General features: G+C 66.9%; 13 protein-coding genes. 4 read left to right on the top strand and 9 right to left on the bottom strand.

Annotated elements, in window-relative coordinates:
- Positions 1-4 precede the first annotated feature (4 nt).
- The 4 genes from JX552_RS20725 to JX552_RS34235 form a co-directional block, all read right to left on the bottom strand.
- Positions 5-727, bottom strand: coding sequence for a sirohydrochlorin chelatase (locus JX552_RS20725; RefSeq protein ID WP_241010656.1), 723 nt, complete (start codon positions 725-727; stop codon positions 5-7).
- Positions 724-1464, bottom strand: coding sequence for a phosphoadenylyl-sulfate reductase (locus JX552_RS20720; RefSeq protein WP_205873780.1), 741 nt, complete (start codon positions 1462-1464; stop codon positions 724-726). Before JX552_RS20720 ends, JX552_RS20725 begins: the two co-directional genes overlap by 4 nt.
- Positions 1461-3131, bottom strand: a complete 1671-nt coding sequence (locus JX552_RS20715; protein WP_205873779.1) for a nitrite/sulfite reductase — start codon at positions 3129-3131, stop codon at positions 1461-1463. Before JX552_RS20715 ends, JX552_RS20720 begins: the two co-directional genes overlap by 4 nt.
- A 112-nt stretch (positions 3132-3243) precedes the next feature.
- A complete protein-coding gene (locus JX552_RS34235) occupies positions 3244-3345 on the bottom strand; it encodes an Ms4527A family Cys-rich leader peptide (RefSeq protein ID WP_431195878.1) in 102 nt (33 codons plus the stop codon).
- Between the two features lie 149 nt (positions 3346-3494).
- Here JX552_RS34235 and hemW point away from each other — a divergent pair, with 149 nt between their 5' ends.
- On the top strand, positions 3495-4667 hold the full coding sequence (gene hemW, locus JX552_RS20710) for a radical SAM family heme chaperone HemW (protein ID WP_205873778.1): 1173 nt from the start codon (positions 3495-3497) through the stop codon (positions 4665-4667).
- Between the two features lie 6 nt (positions 4668-4673).
- Here hemW and JX552_RS20705 read toward each other — a convergent pair whose 3' ends face one another.
- The 4 genes from JX552_RS20705 to JX552_RS20690 all read right to left on the bottom strand — a co-directional run bounded on the left by JX552_RS20705 (position 4674) and on the right by JX552_RS20690 (position 13639).
- The gene (locus JX552_RS20705; protein WP_205873777.1) at positions 4674-5915 is read right to left on the bottom strand and encodes a sodium-dependent bicarbonate transport family permease; all 1242 of its coding nucleotides are present in this window, start codon (positions 5913-5915) and stop codon (positions 4674-4676) included.
- 289 nt (positions 5916-6204) lie between these two features.
- On the bottom strand, positions 6205-6414 hold the full coding sequence (locus tag JX552_RS20700) for a hypothetical protein (protein ID WP_205873776.1): 210 nt from the start codon (positions 6412-6414) through the stop codon (positions 6205-6207).
- 300 nt (positions 6415-6714) lie between these two features.
- Positions 6715-11865 (bottom strand): type I polyketide synthase, encoded by a 5151-nt coding sequence (locus tag JX552_RS20695; RefSeq protein ID WP_205873775.1) that lies wholly within the window; start codon positions 11863-11865, stop codon positions 6715-6717.
- Between the two features lie 109 nt (positions 11866-11974).
- Positions 11975-13639 carry a (2,3-dihydroxybenzoyl)adenylate synthase gene (locus tag JX552_RS20690; RefSeq protein WP_205873774.1) on the bottom strand — a complete coding sequence of 555 codons (1665 nt, stop codon included), beginning with the start codon at positions 13637-13639 and terminating at the stop codon, positions 11975-11977.
- 106 nt (positions 13640-13745) lie between these two features.
- Between JX552_RS20690 and JX552_RS20685 the strand changes: the two genes are divergently transcribed.
- The 3 genes from JX552_RS20685 to JX552_RS20675 all read left to right on the top strand — a co-directional run bounded on the left by JX552_RS20685 (position 13746) and on the right by JX552_RS20675 (position 19188).
- Positions 13746-17261 (top strand): non-ribosomal peptide synthetase, encoded by a 3516-nt coding sequence (locus JX552_RS20685; protein ID WP_205873773.1) that lies wholly within the window; start codon positions 13746-13748, stop codon positions 17259-17261.
- Between the two features lie 150 nt (positions 17262-17411).
- Positions 17412-18158 (top strand): sigma 54 modulation/S30EA ribosomal C-terminal domain-containing protein, encoded by a 747-nt coding sequence (locus JX552_RS20680; RefSeq protein WP_277395998.1) that lies wholly within the window; start codon positions 17412-17414, stop codon positions 18156-18158.
- Between the two features lie 25 nt (positions 18159-18183).
- Positions 18184-19188 carry an acyl-ACP desaturase gene (locus JX552_RS20675; protein WP_431195998.1) on the top strand — a complete coding sequence of 335 codons (1005 nt, stop codon included), beginning with the start codon at positions 18184-18186 and terminating at the stop codon, positions 19186-19188.
- Here JX552_RS20675 and JX552_RS20670 read toward each other — a convergent pair.
- Positions 19175-20107, bottom strand: a complete 933-nt coding sequence (locus JX552_RS20670; RefSeq protein ID WP_205873771.1) for a MerR family transcriptional regulator — start codon at positions 20105-20107, stop codon at positions 19175-19177. The genes JX552_RS20675 and JX552_RS20670 overlap by 14 nt on opposite strands.
- Between the last annotated feature and the right edge of the window lie 14 nt (positions 20108-20121).

Raw genomic sequence — 20121 nt, 5'->3', positions numbered from 1 at the left:
TGACTCAGGCGGCGGCGCGCCGCGCGGTGGCGTGGTCGAAGCGGTCCAGCACGGTCTGGGCGACCAACGGGTGCGCCCCCAGCGGTGCGGCCATGGCCACCCCGGTCTCGGCCGCGAAGCGCTGCACCCGGTCCGGTATGCGACCCGGCGCGAGGAACCACGGCGCGATGACCACCCGGCGCGCACCCTGGTCGCGCAGCCGGTGCACCGACTCGGCCAGCGACGGCTCCCGGTGCGTGGCGAACGCGGTAGCGACTGCGGCCCACCGCGTTCCGGCGGCAAGCCGGGGCGCTACCTCGGCAGTCCGGGCATTGGCAGCCGCGTTGGACGATCCGATGGCCACCACCAGCACTCCCAGGGTGTCGTCGACCCGCGAGCCCCCGGACTGCATGACCCGCTGACGCGCCACCGAAATCAGACGGTCGTCTTCGCCGAGGACCCCGGCCTGCCGAACCCGGTCAGCGAGGCCGCATCCGGCGATCTGGGCGGGGATGTCGACCCGGGCGTGGTAGGCGTCGGCCAGCAGTAAGGGGGTGACGACCGCGTCACCGGGGCATGCGTTCAGCACCTCGACCAACCCCGGCGAATTGTGCTCGCAGAAGGCGACTCGCACATCCAGTCTGGGTCGCACGCGGGCGACCTGATTCGCGACGGCCCGGGCATTGGCCGCCGAACGTGGGTCTGCGCTGCCGTGCGCCGTCAGCACCAGGGTCGTCCGAACTGTCACGACGCGTGCAGACCGCATTCGGTCTTGGACAAGCCCTGCCAGCGGCCGCTGCGCGGGTCGGCGCCCTCGACCGGCTTCGCCGTGCACGGGGCGCAGCCGATCGACGGATAACCTTCGTAGACAAGGGGATTGACCAACACATCGTGCTCGTCGATGTAGTGCTGCATGTCCTGGTCCGACCAGGCCGCCAGCGGGTTGATCTTCACCAGCTTGAACGCTTCGTCGAAGCTGATCAGCGGAGCATTGGCGCGAGTGGGCGCCTCCACCCGGCGGATTCCCGTCACCCACGCCGAGTAGCCGCGCAACGCCTTTCCGAGCGGAACCACCTTGCGCATCCGGCAGCACTCGCCGGGATCACGGGCGAACAGGTCCTTGCCCATCAGCTTGTCCTGCTCGGCCACCGTGTGCTCCGGGTTGACGTTGACAACGCGGATGTCGTAGACGGATTCGATCGCATCGCGGGTGCCGATGGTCTCCACGAAGTGATATCCGGTGTCCAGGAACATCACCGGCACACCGGGTCGCACCTTGGCCGCCATATCCACCAACACCGCGTCCTGCATGTTGGAGGCCACCACGTAGTTGCACGTCGCCCAACCGCGGGGCCCGTTGATGTTCCCGAAGTTCTCTTCGGTCCATTGCAGCAGCTCGGTGGCGCCGGCGCTGTGAAGTTCGGCGGCGCCGCGCGCAGCCAGCTCGCGCAATTCGTCTTCGGTCAGTTTGGTCGCTTCGCTCATCGCAGGTCGTCCTCCTCAGCCCGGACGGCCCACTGCGCGAAACGCTCGCCTTGCTGGCGATGCTTGAGGAAATTGCGGGTCACCCGCTCGATGTAGTCACCCAGCTCCTCGCTGGTGACCTTGTGCTGACGCAGTTTTCGCCCGAATCCGCTATCCAGCCCAAGGCCGCCGCCCAGATGCACCTGGAATCCCTCGACGGAGCCGCCCGCTCCGTCGTCCACCATCTGGCCCTTGAACCCGATGTCGGCGATCTGGATGCGGGCGCACGAATTGGGGCAGCCGTTGATGTTGACGGTGATCGGCACGTCCAAGCGGGAGTTGGTGTCTTCCAGCCGCCGCTCCAGCTCGGGCACCAAAGACTGTGCGCGCACCCGGGTTTCGGCGAACGACAGCTTGCAGTACTCGATTCCGCTGCAGGCCATCAGGTTTCGTCGCCACTGCGACGGCCGCACCTGCAGGCCAAGGCTTTCCAGCCCCGTGACGGTCTCCTGGACCTTATCGTCGGGGATGTCGAGGATGACCAGTTTCTGGTAGGGGGTGAAGCGGATCCGATCGGAGCCGGCGCGCTCAGCGAGCTCGGCGACCGCGCTCAAGATGGTGCCGGACACCCGCCCCGCGATCGGGGAGGCCCCGATGGCATTGAGTCCGTTCTTGGTGCGCTGGACGCCGACGTGGTCGATGGGATGCGCGATCTGGTCGGGCGCCGGCCCGTCGATCAACGGGCGCTTGAGGTATTCGGCTTCGAGAACTTCCCGGAACTTCGCGATGCCCCAGTCCTTGACCAAGAATTTCAGCCGCGCTTTGGCCCGCAGCCGCCGGTAGCCGTAGTCCCGAAATATCGAGGTCACCGCCTCCCACACTTCGGGCACTTCTTGCAGCGGAACCCACACGCCCAGGCGCTGGGCCAGCATCGGGTTGGTCGACAGGCCGCCGCCGACCCACAGATCCAGGCCGGGCCCGTGCTCGGGGTGGTTGACTCCGATGAAGGCGATGTCGTTGATCTCGTGCGCGACGTCCTGCAGCCCCGAGATCGCGGTCTTGTACTTGCGCGGCAGGTCGGCGTACTCGGGCTTGCCGATGTAACGGCGCACGATTTCGTCGATGGCCCAGGTCGGGTCGATCACCTCGTCGAGCGACTCGCCGGCCAGCGGCGAGCCCAGCACCACGCGGGGGCAGTCGCCACAGGCCTCGGTGGTCTGCAGGCCCACCTCGTCTAGGCGCCGCCAGATCTCCGGCACGTCCTCCACCCTGATCCAGTGGTACTGGATGTTCTCCCGGTCGGAGATGTCGGCCGTGTCGCGGGCGAACTCGGTGGAAATCTCGCCCAGTGTGCGCAATGCCGCCGTCGAGATCGCCCCGCCGTCGCAGCGCACTCGCATCATGAAGTACTTCGCCTCGAGCAGATCCGCGTTGTCGTCGCCGGTGAACGAGCCGTCATAACCCTGCTCACGCTGGGTGTAGAGGCCCCACCACCGGAAGCGCCCGCGCAGGTCGCTCTTGTCGATGCTGTCGAATCCGTTCTTGGCGTAGACGTTCTCGATGCGCTCCCGGACCTCCAGCGGCGCGCCCGCCTTCTTCATCTCCTCGTTGGGGTTCAGCGGCTCGCGATTGCCCAAAGCCCACTGGCCCTCGTTTCGGGGCGCCTTTGCGGGGCGAGCTGTGGTCATGAGGCAGTTCTCCTTCGGAACATGCCGGCTGGAACACGCGCGACTCACCGTTGATTCCGGCGGCGCAGATCCGGCAGCCAGCAGGTGGTACGGGTGGGCTGGGTCTACGACGTCAAGGCAGACAGCAACAGCTGCAAACGCGCTTGAGGTCGATATGCCGTCGCACGACCAGTGTTACCCGCAGGTTCGACTTGGCGACGGTCACGGGTCCCATTCTGCCATGGATACACGCCACCCTCGCTACCAGGTGAAATTTCTTCTCACAGTGATTAAAACTACGGGCCGAACCTGGGTGCTTCGGTGAACAAACCCGGGAAATCGCTGGGAAGCGACCCGAGTCCGGCCGCCGTGCCAAGATTTGGCATGGCTCCCGTCGAGGTGCCGGTGCAACTGCCGGCCATCCAGCCCGCCCCCGGACGTCCGTTCGGCCTCTACGTCCACGTCCCGTTCTGCATCACCAGGTGCGGGTACTGCGACTTCAACACCTACACCCCCGCGGAGCTGGGCGGAGTCAATCCGGACGCCTGGCTGGCGGCGCTGCGCACCGAGCTGGAACGGGCCGCCGCCCGGCTCGGCGGGCCGGTGGTGGATACGGTGTTCGTCGGTGGCGGCACCCCCTCACTGCTGGGCGGCGCCCGGTTGACGACGTTGCTGGACACCGTGCGCGATCACTTCACCCTGGCGCCCGGTGCCGAGATCACCACCGAGGCCAACCCCGAGTCGACGTGGCCGGAGTTTTTCGAGGAAATCCGCGAGGCCGGATACAACCGGGTGTCACTCGGCATGCAGTCGGTGGTGCCCCGGTTGCTGGGCGTGCTGGACCGGGTGCACACGCCCAACCGATCGGCCGCGGCGGCCCGCGAGGCGCTCGCGCTGGGTTTCGAGCACGTCAGCCTGGACTTGATCTACGGCACGCCCGGCGAATCCGACGACGACCTGCTGTGCTCGGTGGACACGGCCATCGATACGGGGGTCGACCACGTCTCGGCGTATGCGCTGGTGATCGAAGAAGGCACGGCGATGGCCAGGCGGGTCCGCAGCGGTGAACTCGAGCCGCCGGACGACGATGTGCTGGCCCACCGCTACGAGTTGCTCGACGAACGGCTTTCGGCCGCCGGCCTAGGCTGGTACGAGGTGTCCAACTGGGCCCGTCCCGGCGGTCAGTGTCGGCACAACCTGGGCTACTGGGACCGCGGTCAGTGGTGGGGCGCCGGACCGGGTGCCCACAGTTACGTCGGCACCACTCGCTGGTGGAATGTGAAGCACCCCAACAGCTATGGGGCCAAACTCGCCGAGGGGGCTCTGCCTGTGGCCGGCTTCGAGCAGTTGAATGCCGACGCGTCGCACACCGAGGAGGTGATGCTGCAGATCCGGCTGCGCCGGGGTCTGCCGTTGGCCCGGCTCAGCGCCGCCGAACGGGAGCGCGCCGAGGAGGTGGTCGCCGACGGGTTGCTGGAGTCTGACGGCGACCACCTGGTCCTCAGCGACCGGGGCCGGCTCCTGGCCGACGCGGTCGTGCGCACGCTGCTGGACTGACGTCCCTCACACGCCGAACCACTGCTCGAAGACGCGGGCGATCTCGATGTAGAGCGGAATCCCGATGGTGACGTTGTAGGAGAACGTCAGCGCCAGTGACGCGGCCAACGGCAGCGTCGGACTGGCCTCGGGGATCGCCAGCCGCTGCACCGCGGGAACGGCGATATACGAGGCGGCGCCGCACAGGACGGCGAACAGCACGTAGGTGCCGGGCTTGAAGTCGGTGTGGGTCAGGGCGGCGTAGCTGCAGGCGACCGCAATCCCGATGGTGGCAAAGAGATTGGGCGCGAGCACACCGAAGAAGATGAAACCGATCCCGGCCGAGCGCAGGTCCTTCAGCTTGCGCGACGCCGTCATACCCATTTCCAGCAGGAACAGGCACAGCACGCCCTGGAAGGCCAGGACGAAGAACCTGTCGTCGTCGGCCACCACCTTCTGCCCCTGCAGACCACTGATCAGACCGATCACGATGCCGCCGATCAGCAGCACCAGCCCAGGGTTGAGGAACACTTCCTGGAAGAGCTCACGCGAGAAGATCGGCATCCGCTTGCCCCGCGGCGGGCGCGGCGTCTGGTCGGGCTCCCAGTCCGGATGGTCGAGCTTTTCCATGGAGCGTTCCCGCTCCAGGTCGATCGCGGCCTGGGCTTCTTGGTCGAGGCTCTGGCCGGGCGCTGGTCTGGCCGGAGTGCCGGGACCGATTGCGGCCCTGACCGGTGGCGTGTAGCCGGGCTCGTCGGGCATGTAGCCCGCCGCGTCCAGCCCGCGGTGGCGCAACCGGGCCACTAGATACAGGGCGACCAGACAGCCCGGAATCTCCATGACCGCCAGCATCACCGGCATGTAAGCGTTGAACGCGATGTTGACGGCAGTCAGGACCGCGACGCAGGTGGCAAAGGTCCCAGCAGAATCGGACCCGTAATAGCCGGCGACGGTGGCCTTGTCGACCGCTCGCATGGTGCTCAGCCGACTCAGCAAGAGGTAAGCCAGGCCGCCGATCGCGAAGTTCAGCACGAAGCCGAGCACCATGAAGCCCACGATGACGCCGATGCTGGAGGCGTTGACCTTGGCGAGTTCCTCGCCGCCGTGCCAGCCGATGGCCAGCAACAGATACATGGTCAGACCCTGATAGATCACATAGGGAAACTCCAACCGCACCTTCAGAATCGGAATCAGAAAGCCGAAGTAGAAGAACAGCAGCAAAGGCTTGAACAGGTTGTGGGTGAAGTTGTCCCAGAACTCGTGCAGCATTGAGCACCTCTCGCGCGTCCGGCGGCGATTCGAAGAAAGTACTGACCGTCATCGGCGACCACGACCAATCCAGATAACGCTGCGAACTTAGCTTGGGCCGTAGTCCGGCCGCTACTCGGAATGTGCGTCTAACAGCCGTTATCGATGCAGTTTTCCTGCTGTTGCGATTTCCGCAACACCGCCGTAACGAGTGAAAAGCAAGACTGCGCTGGCGAAGGCGATTCGGCGCCCAATCGGTGTGGATCAGGTACCAATTACCTGTTAATTCGCTGGGAGAATACGTGTCGCTTCAGCGGACAGCCGACAGGCGCGACGGCTTGACATCGATGTCGCGCTTGCGGTGCGTGACCGACCGCCAAGCTGCCGGTGAGTAGTGGGTGGTGGTCTCTTCGAAGCCGTCGACGGTGCGCACGGTCAGCACCCCGGTCTCCTGGTTGAAGGTCAAGTTCTCGACGTCGCCCTTGATCTCTTCACCGTCGGTCATCCGGATGACGAACATCAATCGGGTACTTCCCTTGTGGTGGTGCCGGGTTTCGATGGTGTCGCGGGTTGGGGACTCGGCGAATCAGTCGCAGCAGGCTCCCACGCCGCGGACGGCAGGCCTCACGCGACTCGTTCGGAATGCTGACGACCGCCGGGAGTCCCGGGCCGTCGCCGCGATGGCCGGAAGGTAAACGGTCGGGAAAAATGCTGGCGTCGATATGCGCACGATCGGTGGCCAAAACCGGGTTTGATGTGACCGTGCCAGCTGCGAAGGCCGCCCGGGCGACGCTGGTGGGTCGCCGCGGCAAGGGGCCGCTCAGTTTCCTATGAGTTCGGCCCGAGCAGCGATGTTCGGCCGGTCCTCGTCGGAACCCGTCAGCAGTTCCACGATCCTCGTCGTCACCGCGGCTGCCGTGGGGTGCTCCCACAGCAGGGTGGGGGACAGCGCCAGCCCGGTCTGCTTCTCCAACTGACGGCGCACGGCGACGGTCATGATCGAGTCAACACCCATCTCCACCAGCGGCAGATGAGGTTTCACACCTTCTTCGTCCAGGCCGAGTTCACGAGCTATAGCGGCGCGAACTTGACGGCCGAGCCAGTCGGCCATTTCGGCCGGGTCGGTGGGCACGCTCGGTTGGGCGGATGCGGGCGACAGGTGGTCGTCCGACCCCGAGGGAGCGACGTCGGCCAGCATCGGCGTCGCGGCCGCAGCCGGCGTCAGCGGCAGGACCACGACGTTGGGGTCTCCGTCGCGCAGTGCAAGATCGAGTGCGGACATCGCGTCGTCGGCGCTGACCGTGCCCATTCCCAGTGCCTCGAGCTGAGCCGCGACGAAGGACGACGTCGACCCCATCCCCAGACCGCGCCACGCGGTCCATCCCACGCTGACCGTGCGGTCGCCGCGGGCGCGCCGTCGCCGCGCGAATGCGTCAAGGAAAGCGTTTGCGCAGGCGTAGGCACCTTGACCGGGAAAGCCGACCAGGTATCCACAGGACGAGAACAGCACCATCCAGTCGAGTTCGCCGGGGGGAAACAGCTCGTCCAGGACGGCAGTGCCACCTACTTTCGGGTGCATCGACGCGGCGACGTCCGCGGTCGTGGTGTTCATCAGTAGCGCGCCCGTCTCCACACCCGCGGCGTGAATCACACCGAGCACGGGCGGCAGATCCCGCAGGGTCAGCCGCAGCGCCTCGGCCGCGGTGGACGCACCGATATCCAACGCGGCGACGCGGACGAACACGCCACGGTCCTCGAGCGCTCGGATCGTCCGAAGCATTTCGGGTTGGCTTTGCCCGTCCTGCTCCGGCATCCCCGAACGCGACACCAATACCAAACGTCGGGCGCCGAGATCGGCCAGCCGATGCGCCAGCTGCCGGCCCAGCGCACCGGTGCCGCCGGTGATCACATACGTGCCTCCCGGCGAACAACGCAGCGGGGGTTCGCCGGCGCAGGGGGCGTCGGCCAAGCGGGCGGTGTAGGCGACACCGTCGCGGACTACGACAACCCCGTGTCCGCTCAGGGACAGGGCGGCGACCGGCAGGTGGGTGTCGGCTTCAGCCAGGTCAAGCACGCCGCCCCACAGCTGCGGGTGCTCGGCCGCGGCGATTCGGGACAGTCCCCACAGCGGCGACTGGCAAAGTTGGGTGCCCTCGTAAACGCCCCGGGTCAATACCCACAGCCGCCCGGTGTAGGACCTCTCGACGAGACATTTCAGCGTCCGCAGCACCAGGTCGACCGATGCGGTGGGCTCGAGATGCGGACCGGGCAGCACCAGCACGACGCCGCCGTCGAGCGCATCGGGGCCGGCGGCGGGCAGGTTTTCGGCATCAGGAAGCGCCTGGACCGGCACGTCGGCTGCCCGCAGGCCATGCACACAACCCGCTCGCGTGCCGGCATCGCCGCCGATCACGGTGACGTGGCCGGGGCGCTCCGGCTCGCGCCACGGAGTGCGATGCCAGGCAATTCTGTGCACCAAATGGCTGGACGTTCCGTCCGCCGGCCGTTCCAGTTCTTCGAAGGCCAACCCGGTGATTGTCGCCAAAGTCGCGCCGGCAGGTTCGGCGATCACCACATCGGCGATCGTCTCCGCGGCGCGCCGGCGTACGTGCACCAGCACGGACCCCGGCGGCGAACTGTGCACGCGCACGCGCTCGATTCGGGCGGGCATTCTCAGTCGTGGGGGCCCGCCGAACACCACCGACGCCGCCGAAGTCGCCGCATCGAGAAGTCCCGCCCAGGACACCGGGGGTGATCCGTGGGGTTCGGCGCGCACCTCTGCCAACAATTCGCCGTCGGTGCGACGGAGGCTCAGCACTTCCCATTCGAATCCCATTGCCGCGACACCCAGTTCCGACAGTGTGTCCACCACCTGGCTCGGCGCCAACGCCTGGGAGCAGCGCAGGCGCGCCGCAGGCTCGTCGAATATCTGCGTCTCGGGCTCACTGCCGGCGGTGACCGCCGTGCAGTGCGTCAGCCAGCCGCCCTCGTCGCCGGCGGCGTCGTCGTCACGTACGCGCGAGGACAGGCTCAGCGACCGCTCTTGCAGCACCACCTGGATGTCTCGTGCGCGCCCGGGCGCCACCGGGGTGCGTAAGTGCACGTCCGCCAGGTCGGTTCCGGCAGCGGTGAGCATCGTGTTCAGCAATACGGCGGCGGGCACGATCTCGGTACCCTGCACGGGGTGGTCGCCGGGATACGGCCGGTTCGACATATCAAGGCGGGTCTGCCACATGCGGGCGGGCACGGCGCTCGTCACATCCACCCTGCCGCCCAGGAGGTGGTGGGTGTCGACGTCGTGGATGCCTCCCGTGCCCGGCGGGGCAGTCGGCGTACGCCAGAACCGCTGATGGTCCCATTGGGTACCCGGCAGGTCCTCGGCCCACGGCGCGGCCGCGCTGACGCCGTTCGCGAACGGGGCCCCGTGGCAGTGTAACGCAGCGAGTGCCGTTGCGATAGAACGCATCTCGGGTTCCTGGCGTCGCAGTACCGGCACCACGCCGTACTCTTCGATTCCCTCATGCAGCAAGGTCTCCGCGATCGAGTGGCATACGACTGGATGCGCCGACACTTCCATGAACAGCCGATGTCCGTCCGCGGCGGCGGCCGCGACCGCCTCGGCGAACCGTACCTGGCCGCGCAGGTTCGCCACCCAGTAATCCGAGTCGCGGGGAGCCGTCGAACGCGGATCCACCAGTGCCGTGGTGTACAGCGTGGTGGTGGGTTGGTGGGGTCGCGGCAATCCGGCGACCAGGCGTGCGAGGTCGTGGGTGAGTGGGTTCATCGCCGGACTGTGGAAAGCGACGTCGGTATTCACCGCCCGAACCGATACACCCTGCTCCGCCCAGGTCCGGCACACCTTCCCGACGGCGTCGATGGTGCCGGAGATCACCGTTGACTCGGGTGACGAGCTGATCGCGGCAACCACATCGGCTTGTCCGCGTAGGCGGTGTTGTGCCTCGCCGAACGGCAGCCGCACCAGGGCCATCGCGCCGAGACCGCTGACCGCGCGGAAGCCCCGCGCCCGGTAGCAGGCGACCGCCGCGCCGTGGAGGAGGTCGAACACCCCGGCCACTACGCAGGCGGCGACCTCACCGACCGAGTGCCCGATGACGGCCGCGGGTCTGACGCCGCGTTCCCGCAGGACCGCGGCGAGCCCCACCTGGATGGCGAAGGTCAAGGCTTGTACGCGATCGGTTTCACCCAGTTCGGCGCTGGACAAGGCGGTGCGGGCGGAGAATCCCAACTCCGCCCGGAACACCGGGTCGACTTCGTCGATCACCGACGCGAACGCGGGTTCATCGGCCAGCAACTCCCGGCCCATGCCCCGCCACTGCGATCCGTGACCGGAGAAGACCCACACCGCGCCAGCCGCGACGCCGGGCAGGACCGTGCCGGTGACCACCGACGGTTGCGGTGCGTCGCCGGCCAATGCGTCCAGGCCCGCTACCGCTTCCTCGTCTGTCTCGGCGACGATCGCGGCTCGAACACGCTCATGCGAGCGGCGCGACCACAGCGTCGCCGCGACCTGATCGAGGGGATGGTTGGCGGCCCGCAACTCGTCAGCCAGCGCGCCGGCCTGGCGGAGCAAACGCCCACGCGAGCGGGCCGAAATGGGCAGCACGGTCGGGGCCGTGACCCGGCCGGCGGCCGGGCGGGGTCGGCGGGGCGGTGCTTCCTCGAGCAGGATCTGCGCAATCGTGCCGCCGTAGCCGTAGCTGCACACCGCCGCCCGGCGCGGTGCACCGTGTCGCCGCGGCCAGGGCTCGACCTCGGTCGGCACCCGCAATCCGCTTGTGCCCCAATTGATCGCGGTGGTGAGCTTACTGATGCCGGCCGTTGGCGGAATCGCCTCGTAGTTAAGCGCCAGCGCCGACTTGATCAGGCCCACCACCCCGGCGCCGCCCTCCAGGTGGCCGGTGTTGGGCTTGACGGAGCCGACCAGGCACGGTGCGTCAGGGGAATGCTCGGCGCCGAATACCGCCGCCAGAGCCGCCAGTTCCACTCGATCCCCGGTGGGTGTGCCGGTCCCGTGCGCCTCGATGTAATCGACGCTCGCGGGCGCAATGTCCGCTGACCGGCAAGCGATTCGGAACAGATCTTCCTGGGCCGCGCCGTTGGGCGACATGATGCCGACCGTGTTGCCATCATGGGCCACCGCGCCCCCACGGATCACGGCGAGCACCCGGTCGTCGTCGCGAACAGCGTCGCTCAGCCGCTTCAACACCACGGTCGCGGCGCCTTCGCCACGGCCGTAACCGTCGGCGGCCATGTCGAATGTCTTGGACCGGCCGTCGGGGGCGGTGGCGCCGGCTTGGTCCAGCACGCGAGTCAGACCCGGGCCGATCAACGCGCTCACTCCGCCGGCCAACGCCAGTGATGTCTCGCCTGAGCGCAGCAACTGGCACGCTTGATGCACCGCCACCAACGAGGCCGCACAGGCCGCATCCAGCGCCAAGCTCGGACCTCGCAGGTCCAGTAGGTGCGAAACCCGGTTCGCCACGCCGCACAGCGAGGTGCCGATTCCGGTCCAGGCCTCAATTCCGGGCAAGTCCTCCATGATCAACTTGCCGTAGTCGTCGGAGTTCACACCCATCAGCACGGCGGTATTGCTGCCCGCCAAGGATCGGGGCGGAATCCCGGCGTGCTCGAGAGACTCCCAGCACACCTCGAGCGCCAGCCGCTGCTGCGGGTCCATCAACTCGGCCTCGCGGGGGGACACACCGAAGAACTCGGCGTCGAAACCGGGCAGGTCGTCAAGGAACGTGCCCCATGGCGTCGTCGCCCGCAACACCGCAGCATTTCTGGGGTCACGGCGCCGGTAGGGTTCCCAGCGCTCGGCCGGCACTTCGCGGACGGCACTGCGGCCTTCCACCAGGAAGTTCCAGAACTGCTTGGGAGTCGTGATGTCACCGGCCAGTCGGCACCCGATTCCGACGATGGCGATTGGTTCGGCGGCGGATTCGGCCATTGGCGTTGGTTGCGAATGCTTTTCGTCGATGGCGCGGATAGGTGTCATGTCGGCGTGTTCTCGGTTGCCCGGCACCGGCCGCATGCCGGCAGGGGTGGTGACGGCTCGATCATCGGTTCACCAGCGCCGCGACGATTTGTTTCTTGTCCACCTTGCCCACCGCGGTCATCGGCAGCGACGCCATCGGGACGAGCAGGTCCGGACGCGAATGCGCGGCCACCCCGCGGTCATCAAGATAGCGGTTGAGTTCTGCGAGGCCGATCTGACGGTCACTGAATACTACTGCGGCGCAGATCTTTTCCCCCAGATAGTCATCGGGCAACGCGACGGCTGCGACCGATGCGATGGCCGGGTGGGTTAGCAGGTGCTCCTGTATGTCGGCGGCGGACACCGTTTCTCCGCCGCGGTGGATCACGTCTTTGATCCGGCCGGTGACTTCGACGTAGCCGGCCAGTGGCCCGTCGGGGAAGATACGGACCCGGTCGCCGGTCCGGAAGAAGCCGTCCGGGCTGAAGGCCGCCGCGTTAGCTTCGGCAGCTCGGTAATACCCGTTGAAGGTGTACGGCCCGCGCACCATCAGCTCGCCCTCGTGGCCCGCCGCGACGTCGGCGCCGGAGTCGTCAACCACCCGCAACTCGTCGTGCGGTGCCATCGGCCGGCCTTGAGTGTTCTCGACGACCTCCACCGGGTCGCCCGGGCGGGTGAAGTTGAGCATGCCCTCGGCCATCCCGAACACCTGTTGAAGTCCCGGCGTCAGCGCCTCGCGGAGGAAGCGGGCTTCCTCGGCAGGCAGTCGCGATCCGCCCACCTGCAGCAGGCGCAGTGACCTCGGCGGCAAGGGTTCCCATTCACACGCCTGGGCCCATACCTTGGCCAGCGCGTTGACGAGCGCGGTCACCGTGATCGCGTGCCGAGCGATGATCGCAAACGCCGACTCCGGGCTGGGGTCGGCGGTGAAAACCGTTGTGGCACCGACTGTCATCGCACCCAAAAGGCCCGGACAGCCGAGCGGGAAATTGTGCCCGGCCGGTAACGCGACCAGGTAGACATCCTCGCGGGTGAGCTGGCAGAGCCGGGCACTGGCGACTGCGTTGTAGATGTAGTCCTCGTGCGTGCGGGGGATGAGTTTGGGCAGGCCGGTGGTGCCTCCCGATACCAGCAGTAAGGCCGGCAGCGTAGTGTCGATGATTATTGGATTCCGTTGCAGGGCATGACGATCGGCCAAATCAGACCAGCAGACGAACGGGCCGGGCTCGCCGACGACCACGACGTGACGCAGGCTGGCGCATTCGTCGGTGAGCCGGACGGCCATTTCGCGATAATCGAAACCGCCTGCGCGATCAGGAATTATCATCGCCACGGCGGTGGTGATCTCCGCGAAGTGACGCAATTCGGCGATGCGGTGACCCGGCAGGCACATCACCGGAACCGCGCCGGCCCGCAGCAGCGCGAACAACGCAACGGCAAACTCGCAGCGGTTGGGGAGCTGCAGAAGTACCCGGTCGCCCGGATTGATGCCGAGGTCCGTCAGCGCCGCCGCGATCCGGGTGGCTTCGGTGTGAAGTTCGGCGAAGGAATACGTCCGCTCGGCATCGATGACGGCTGGCCGCTGTGGCCAGTGGGCGGCCGCGTCGCCGAGGATCGAGTCCAGCGGGCGACCTGTCCAGTAACCGGCGCGCCGGTATTCATCGGCCCGGTCGGCCGGGAACGGTACGAAGCCGTTCCTGACATCGTCGTCGAGTGGCCGCGGTGTGGGCTGTGTTCGTGTGCTCATCGAGTCGGAACCGCCCCCTGGTCATCTCGCCTGATATCGCGCGCTGACTACCGTAGGGTAGCCTTTCGCAAGTTAGGACACCCTATACTAACTTGCCAAGGGGGCCGTGGTGCGCGGTGCGACGAATACTCAGAGCGTTCGCGAGGAGGTCGCCCAGCTGCTGTCCATCAGCCCGGATGAGCTGGATCCCGACGCCGACCTGATCGCCTGTGGCCTCGACTCGATCCGGATGATGTCGTTGTCCGGGCGCTGGCGCAAGCGGGGGATCGAGGTGGATTTCGCGGCGCTGGCGGCCGCCCCGACGGTGCGGGCGTGGTCGGAGTTGGTGGCCACGCGTAGCCCAGCGGTCGATGCGGCGCCCACCCGCTACGAGAGCGCAGCGGTGGCGCACGGTCACGACCCGGCCGAACCGTTCCCGCTGGCGCCCATCCAACACGCAATGTGGGTCGGGCGTGACGGCGGTCAGCAACTCGGCGGTGTCGCGGGTCACCTCTATGTCGAATTCGATGGTGCCGGTGTCGATCCGGAGCGGTTGAGCAGGGCTGCGGCCCAACTGGCGGCCCGGCATCCGATGCTCAGAGTCGAGTTCCTGCCGGACGGCATGCAGCGAATCGGCGATCGCGACCTTCCGGTCAAGATCGTCGATCTGCGTGACCGCGACGCCGAGTCGGCCGCCGACGAGTTGCTTGCCATTCGTGACGCCAAGTCGCACCAGCTACTGGACGGCGAGGTGCTGGAACTGACGCTGTCGCTGCTCCCGGATGGCCGGACCCGCCTGCACGTCGACCTGGATATGCAGGCTGCGGACGCAGTGAGCTATCGCAACTTGATGGCCGACCTCGCGGCGTCTTACCAGGGTGTGCAGCTACCCGAACTGCAGTACACCTACCGCGAGTACCGCGCGGCACAGACCGCCACCGCGGATGCCGGGAAGATCGAGGAAGACCGCCAGTGGTGGGCTCAGCGTGTCTCCGATCTGCCGGAACCTCCTGCCCTGCCACTAGTTCCGCTCGCCGAGCGTGCGAACCCCCGCCGCAGCACCCGGCGGTGGCACTGGTTCGACGCGCAGGCGCGCGAGGCATTGTTCGCCGCGTCCCGACGGCACGGAATCACCCCGGCGATGGTGGTCGCGGCGTCGTACGCCGGGACTTTGGCTCGCTGGTCCACCAGTCGGCGGTTTCTGCTCAATCTGCCGATGTTCGGGAGGGAGCCGTTTCACCCGGACGTCGACCGGCTGGTCGGCGACTTCACTTCGTCGTTGATGTTGGACGTCGATTTGTCGAACGCGCACACCGCATTGTCACGGGCGCAGGCGGTCCAGGAGACGTTGCATGCCAGCGCCGCTCACCTGGGGTATTCGGGCCTTTCGGTGTTGCGCGATCTGACTCGCCACCGCGGCACGCAGACACTGGCACCGTACGTGTTCACCAGCGGGCTCGGCCTCGGGGATTTGTTTGCCGGCGAGGTCACCGCCCAGTTCGGCACACCGGTGTGCACCATCTCGCAGGGGCCCCAGGTGCTGCTCGATGCGCAGGTCACGCCGTTGGATGGTGGTCTTCTGGTGAACTGGGACGTCCGCGAGGAAGCGTTTCGGCCGGGCGTCATCGACGCGATGTTCGCCCACCACCTTGCCGAGCTGACCCGGCTCGCCACCGATGATGACGCCTGGAACGCGTTGGACTCGAGCTCCGTCCCGGAGGATCAGCGTGCCGTGCGGGCTGCACTGAACAGCACGGTCGCGCCGCCGGCGGGCGAAGCGTTGCATGACGGGTTCTTCCGCCAGGCTCAACGTGCTCCCGATGCGCCGGCGGTGTTTGCCAGTAGCGGTGACCTGAGCTACGCCCAACTTCGGGATCAGGCGCTGACGGTGGCCGCGGCGCTGCGGGAGGCGGGGATCGTCGCCGGAGACACGGTCGCCGTAATGGGGCCCAAGACGGCTGAGCAGGTGCCGGCGTTGCTAGGCATCCTGGCGACCGGCGCTGTCTACCTGCCGATCGGCATCGACCAGCCCCGCGACCGCGCGCAGCGCATTCTCACCGGTGGTTCAGTGCGCGCAGCTCTGGTGTGTGGCGGACTGCCGATGTCGTTGCCGGTGCCCGGCCTCGTGATCGCCGACGTACTGCGCACCGGCCCTGTTGGTGCCATCGAAACCATCTCGCCCCCAACCGATCCCGCCGCTCTGGCCTACGTGCTGTTCACCTCCGGCTCAACCGGGGAGCCTAAAGGCGTGGAGGTCACCCACGATGCCGCCATGAATACCGTCGAGTTCTTCATCGGGCACTTCGGCTTTGGCGCCGACGATCGGTGTCTGGCGCTGTCGACCCTGGAATGCGATCTGTCAGTACTGGACATCTTTGCCACCTTGCGCTCGGGCGGGTCAATCGTGGTGGTCGACGAAGCACAACGCACCGATCCATACAGCTGGGCCCGGCTCATCGACGAATATCAGGTCACTGTGCTGCATTTCATGCCGGGCTGGTTGGAGATGCTGCTCGAGGCTGGGCGCGGGCGCTTGTCGTCACTGCGGGTGGTTGCCACGGGTGGGGACTGGGTGCGAACCGAGATGGCCCGGCGCCTGCACGAGCAGGCGCCGCACCTGCATTTCGCCGGCTTGGGTGGTGCCACCGAGACCGCGGTGCACGGAACGATTTTCGACGTCCACGACCCCGGCGAACTGCCCGCACACTGGACCGCCGTGCCCTACGGGAAGCCGTTGTCCAACAACGCTTGCCGGGTCGTCAACGACGTCGGCGCCGAGTGTCCCGACTGGGTCCCCGGTGAGCTCTGGATCGCCGGGCGTGGCATCGCCCGCAGCTACCGCGGCCGACCGGATCTGACGGCTCAACGTTTCGTCGAGCACGACGGTCGGACCTGGTACCGCACAGGTGACCTGGTCCGTTACCGGCCGGACGGCATGCTGGAGTTTGTCGGACGCGCCGACCATCGTGTCAAGATCAGTGGCTACCGCGTCGAACTCGGCGAGGTCGAGGCCGCGATCGGACGAATCCCGGGGGTGCGGATGGCGGTGGCGGCCGTACTCCCCGCGCCCGGTGGTGTCGACGTGCTGGCCGCGGCGGTCAGTCCGGCCGACAGTGACGTGACCGCCGCACAGATTCGCGACGGTCTCCTGGACCTCGTTCCGGCACATATGATTCCGCGTCATATAACCTTGGTCGACCGCATCCCGTTCAGTGACGCGGGCAAGATCGACCGCGCGGCGATCGGGGCGCTGCTTACACAGGCGGCCGGCACCGGTGATGAATCGCACTCGGTGGCACCGAGGACGATCGTGGAGCGTGCTGTATGTCACATCGTCGCGGGTGTCCTCGGCCGGGAAGCCTTCTCGATAGGTGTGCATGACGACTTCTTCGCTCTTGGTGGCGATTCGGTGCTTGCGACGCTTGCGGTGGCTCGGATGCGGGAGTGGCTCGATTCGCCCAGTCTGATGGTCGCCGACGTATTCGCCACCAGGACCGTGGCCGCGCTGGCTGAATTGCTCGAGAGCAGGGAGATCACGGGCGACCGCCTCGAACTGGTCGCCGAGATGTATCTGGAGATCGCTGAGATGCCGGATGGCCAGGTCTTATCCGCGCTCGATTCGACGTTCGCGAGCGGAGAATGATCGCCGTCCGGGGACTTTAGCCTCCCCCGGTGGGACTTTCGGCTCTATCTGGGGCACCTGCCGACCCGCGAAGCTTCAGTGCGCGGCATTTGATGTCGCGTGTTGAACAGAAAGGGTCGCTGCGGCGTGAACTCACTTAGGGCGAGGTCGGTGCGGCAATTCCCTGACGTCAGCGTGATGTGCGCCGGCCCGGTCAGTGGCGCCCAGGCCGAGCAGGTGGCGCACCAGGTCGGAGAGGTTCTGGCCTCTTACGAGATCACCGGGGACGCTCGGGTGCGCCTCAAGACGGGAACTTGTGGTCGCGGCCCGATGGTCATGCAGGTGAACCTGTCGGTCGGAGAGCTTCCGGCGCGGATCGCTGCCGTCACCGCCGGTATCGACGATCTGTCGCCGGCGCTGGACCGACTTGACAGCCATATCAGACAAATGCTTGCGCCGTGGCGTCCTCGCCCGTGGCCGGATCCCGCCCGCCGGATACTGACGGTGGATTTCGACGCGGTGGTTGTGCGCCGCAAACCGGTTGCGTTGCAGCGCACCACGCCGTTGCAGGCCGTGGCGGTGATGGACGGCATGGACTACGACGCGCACCTGTTCACCGATGCGGAGACCGGCGAGGACGCGGTCGTGTACCGGGCCGGGCCGTCGGGTCTGCGGCTGGCCCGCCAGCGGCACGTTTTCCCGCCGGGATGGGCCTGGTCGCCAGGTGTATCCGGCCCGCAGGTGCCGCTGATCGTCAACTCCCGCATGACGCCCACCCTGAGCGAACCGGACGCAGTTCGCCGGGCCTGTGATCACAGCCTGCGACTGCTGTTCTACACCGACCGGGAAACCGGCCGCGGTCAATTGTTGTATCCCCGCCATGACGGCAACCTCGGCCTGCTGGTGCCGACCAAGTAACCCAGGAGATGCTGTGCCCAAAGAAATGACGAATCTGCAACTGCTGCAAGAACTTGAACCCGTCGCCGAGCGCCTGCTGAACCGGCACCTGTCGATGTTCAAGGAATGGCATCCGCACGACTACATTCCCTGGTCGGACGGCAAGAATTTCTATGCCCTCGACGGTCAGGACTGGGAGCCGGGGCAGAGTCAACTCTCCGATGTGGCCCAGGTGGCGATGGTGCAGAACCTGCTGACCGAGGACAACCTGCCGTCCTACCACCGCGAGATCGCCATGAACTTCAGCCTCGACGGCGCATGGGGGCAGTGGGTGAACCGGTGGACGGCCGAGGAGAACCGGCACAGTGTGGCGCTGCGCGACTACCTGGTGGTGACCCGCGCGGTTGACCCCGTCGAGTTGGAGAAGCTTCGGATGGAGCAGATCACCCGCGGCTTCAGCCCGGGCCAGAACCAGCAAGGCGACATGTTCGCCGAAAGCTTGTTCGACTCGGTGATGTACGTCTCGTTCCAGGAATTGGCGACCCGCGTGTCGCACCGCAACACTGGGAAGGCCTGCGACGACAGCATCGCCAACCAATTGCTGGCCCGGGTGTCAGCTGATGAGAACCTGCACATGATTTTCTACCGCGACGTCAGCGCGGCCGGCCTCGACATCGCACCCAACCAGGCAATGAAGTCCGTGCACAGGATTCTGCGCAACTTCAAGATGCCGGGGTACACGGTGCCCGAATTCCGGCGCAAGGCCGTGGTGATTGCGGTCGGCGGTGTCTACGATCCGCGCATCCATCTCGAAGAGGTGGTGATGCCGGTGCTGAAGAAGTGGCGAATCTTCGAACGCGAGGATTTCACCGGCGAGGCGGCGCGGATGCGGGACGATCTGGCGGTGTTGATCAAGGAACTCGAGGCGGCCTCGGAGAAGTTTGAGGAATCCAAGCATCGTTACCTCGAGCGGGAGGCCCGCAAGGCCGAGCGAATCACCGCCGCGCGGGTGCTGAAAACCCAAGGGACGCTGACCCTCAGCGGGCGCTGACGTCGGGTTCAGCCGCGTGCTCGAGATACTCCGAGAGCAGGCGGCTGACCAGCGTCTCGATGTTGGATTCGATCGATGAGGCCAGGGTGGCGGTGACGGTTGCCACCGCCTGCGTGCGGAACCGGACCAGCATGGTGATCAGTTCGGCGACCTCGGCGTCCGCCGGTAGTGCCTCACCCGGCTTGATCCGGTCCGCCACGTGTTCGAAGCCGGCGCGCACCAGCAGGTCGCTGATCTCGTCGACCTTGGGCAGGATCTGCTCGTGTAGGTCGATGAGTTTGTCAAGGCTCACGCCGTAGCCGCGGACTTCGTTGAACGCCTCGATGAGCTTGGGCCGGGTGACGGTGGCCTGCTCGCCGTCGACGCGGATCACCTGCAGCGCCACCAGCCGCTCGAAAGCCGTTGCGTCACCCACGAGTTGGCGTGCCTGAGTTAGCGTTATGGTCGTCGGCTTCTCGGTGGTCCAGGTGCCCACGATCGCGGTCTCCAGGCCCAGGACGTCGCCCAGATTCTTGCCCTCCTCCCACGCACTGAGCATCTCCCGCACGTGGGCGATGTTGTAGCCGCGGTCGAGCATCGAGGTGATCAGCCGCAGCCGGGTGAGGTGGGTGTCGTTGAACAGCGCGATCCGCCCGACCCGCAGTGGCGGGGGCAGCAGGCCGCGGTCGCGGTAGACCCGGATGTTGCGCGTGGTGGTGCCGGCCAATCGGGCCAGTTCCTCGATCCGGTACTCCCCGGACGTCGCGGCGTCCGGTGGGTGGCGCACCGCGGCATCGAAGAGTTGTGTCACGGCGGATTCGATGAAATCGCGCGACTGGCGCCGCACGCGGTGCGGAGCGCGTCGCACGTTGGACAGGACGCTGGCGATCGTGCCGGGTTCGGGCCTGCCGGATCGGTCGAGCGGTTGGTCGGTGGCCAAGACGGTGCGACCTT

It is taken from the genome of Mycobacterium gordonae, from assembly GCF_017086405.1.
Lineage (GTDB): Bacteria > Actinomycetota > Actinomycetes > Mycobacteriales > Mycobacteriaceae > Mycobacterium > Mycobacterium gordonae_D.
This window is presented reverse-complemented; position numbering and strand designations above follow the sequence as displayed.

Coding starts and splice junctions, on each gene's coding strand:
- JX552_RS20720 (WP_205873780.1), bottom strand. CDS start 1,464: ATGAGCGAAGCGACCAAACTGACCGAAGACGAATTGCGCGAGCTGGCT.
- JX552_RS20715 (WP_205873779.1), bottom strand. CDS start 3,131: ATGACCACAGCTCGCCCCGCAAAGGCGCCCCGAAACGAGGGCCAGTGG.
- JX552_RS34235 (WP_431195878.1), bottom strand. CDS start 3,345: ATGGGACCCGTGACCGTCGCCAAGTCGAACCTGCGGGTAACACTGGTC.
- hemW (WP_205873778.1), top strand. CDS start 3,495: ATGGCTCCCGTCGAGGTGCCGGTGCAACTGCCGGCCATCCAGCCCGCC.
- JX552_RS20705 (WP_205873777.1), bottom strand. CDS start 5,915: ATGCTGCACGAGTTCTGGGACAACTTCACCCACAACCTGTTCAAGCCT.
- JX552_RS20700 (WP_205873776.1), bottom strand. CDS start 6,414: ATGTTCGTCATCCGGATGACCGACGGTGAAGAGATCAAGGGCGACGTC.
- JX552_RS20695 (WP_205873775.1), bottom strand. CDS start 11,865: ATGGCCGAATCCGCCGCCGAACCAATCGCCATCGTCGGAATCGGGTGC.
- JX552_RS20690 (WP_205873774.1), bottom strand. CDS start 13,639: ATGAGCACACGAACACAGCCCACACCGCGGCCACTCGACGACGATGTC.
- JX552_RS20675 (WP_431195998.1), top strand. CDS start 18,184: ATGACGAATCTGCAACTGCTGCAAGAACTTGAACCCGTCGCCGAGCGC.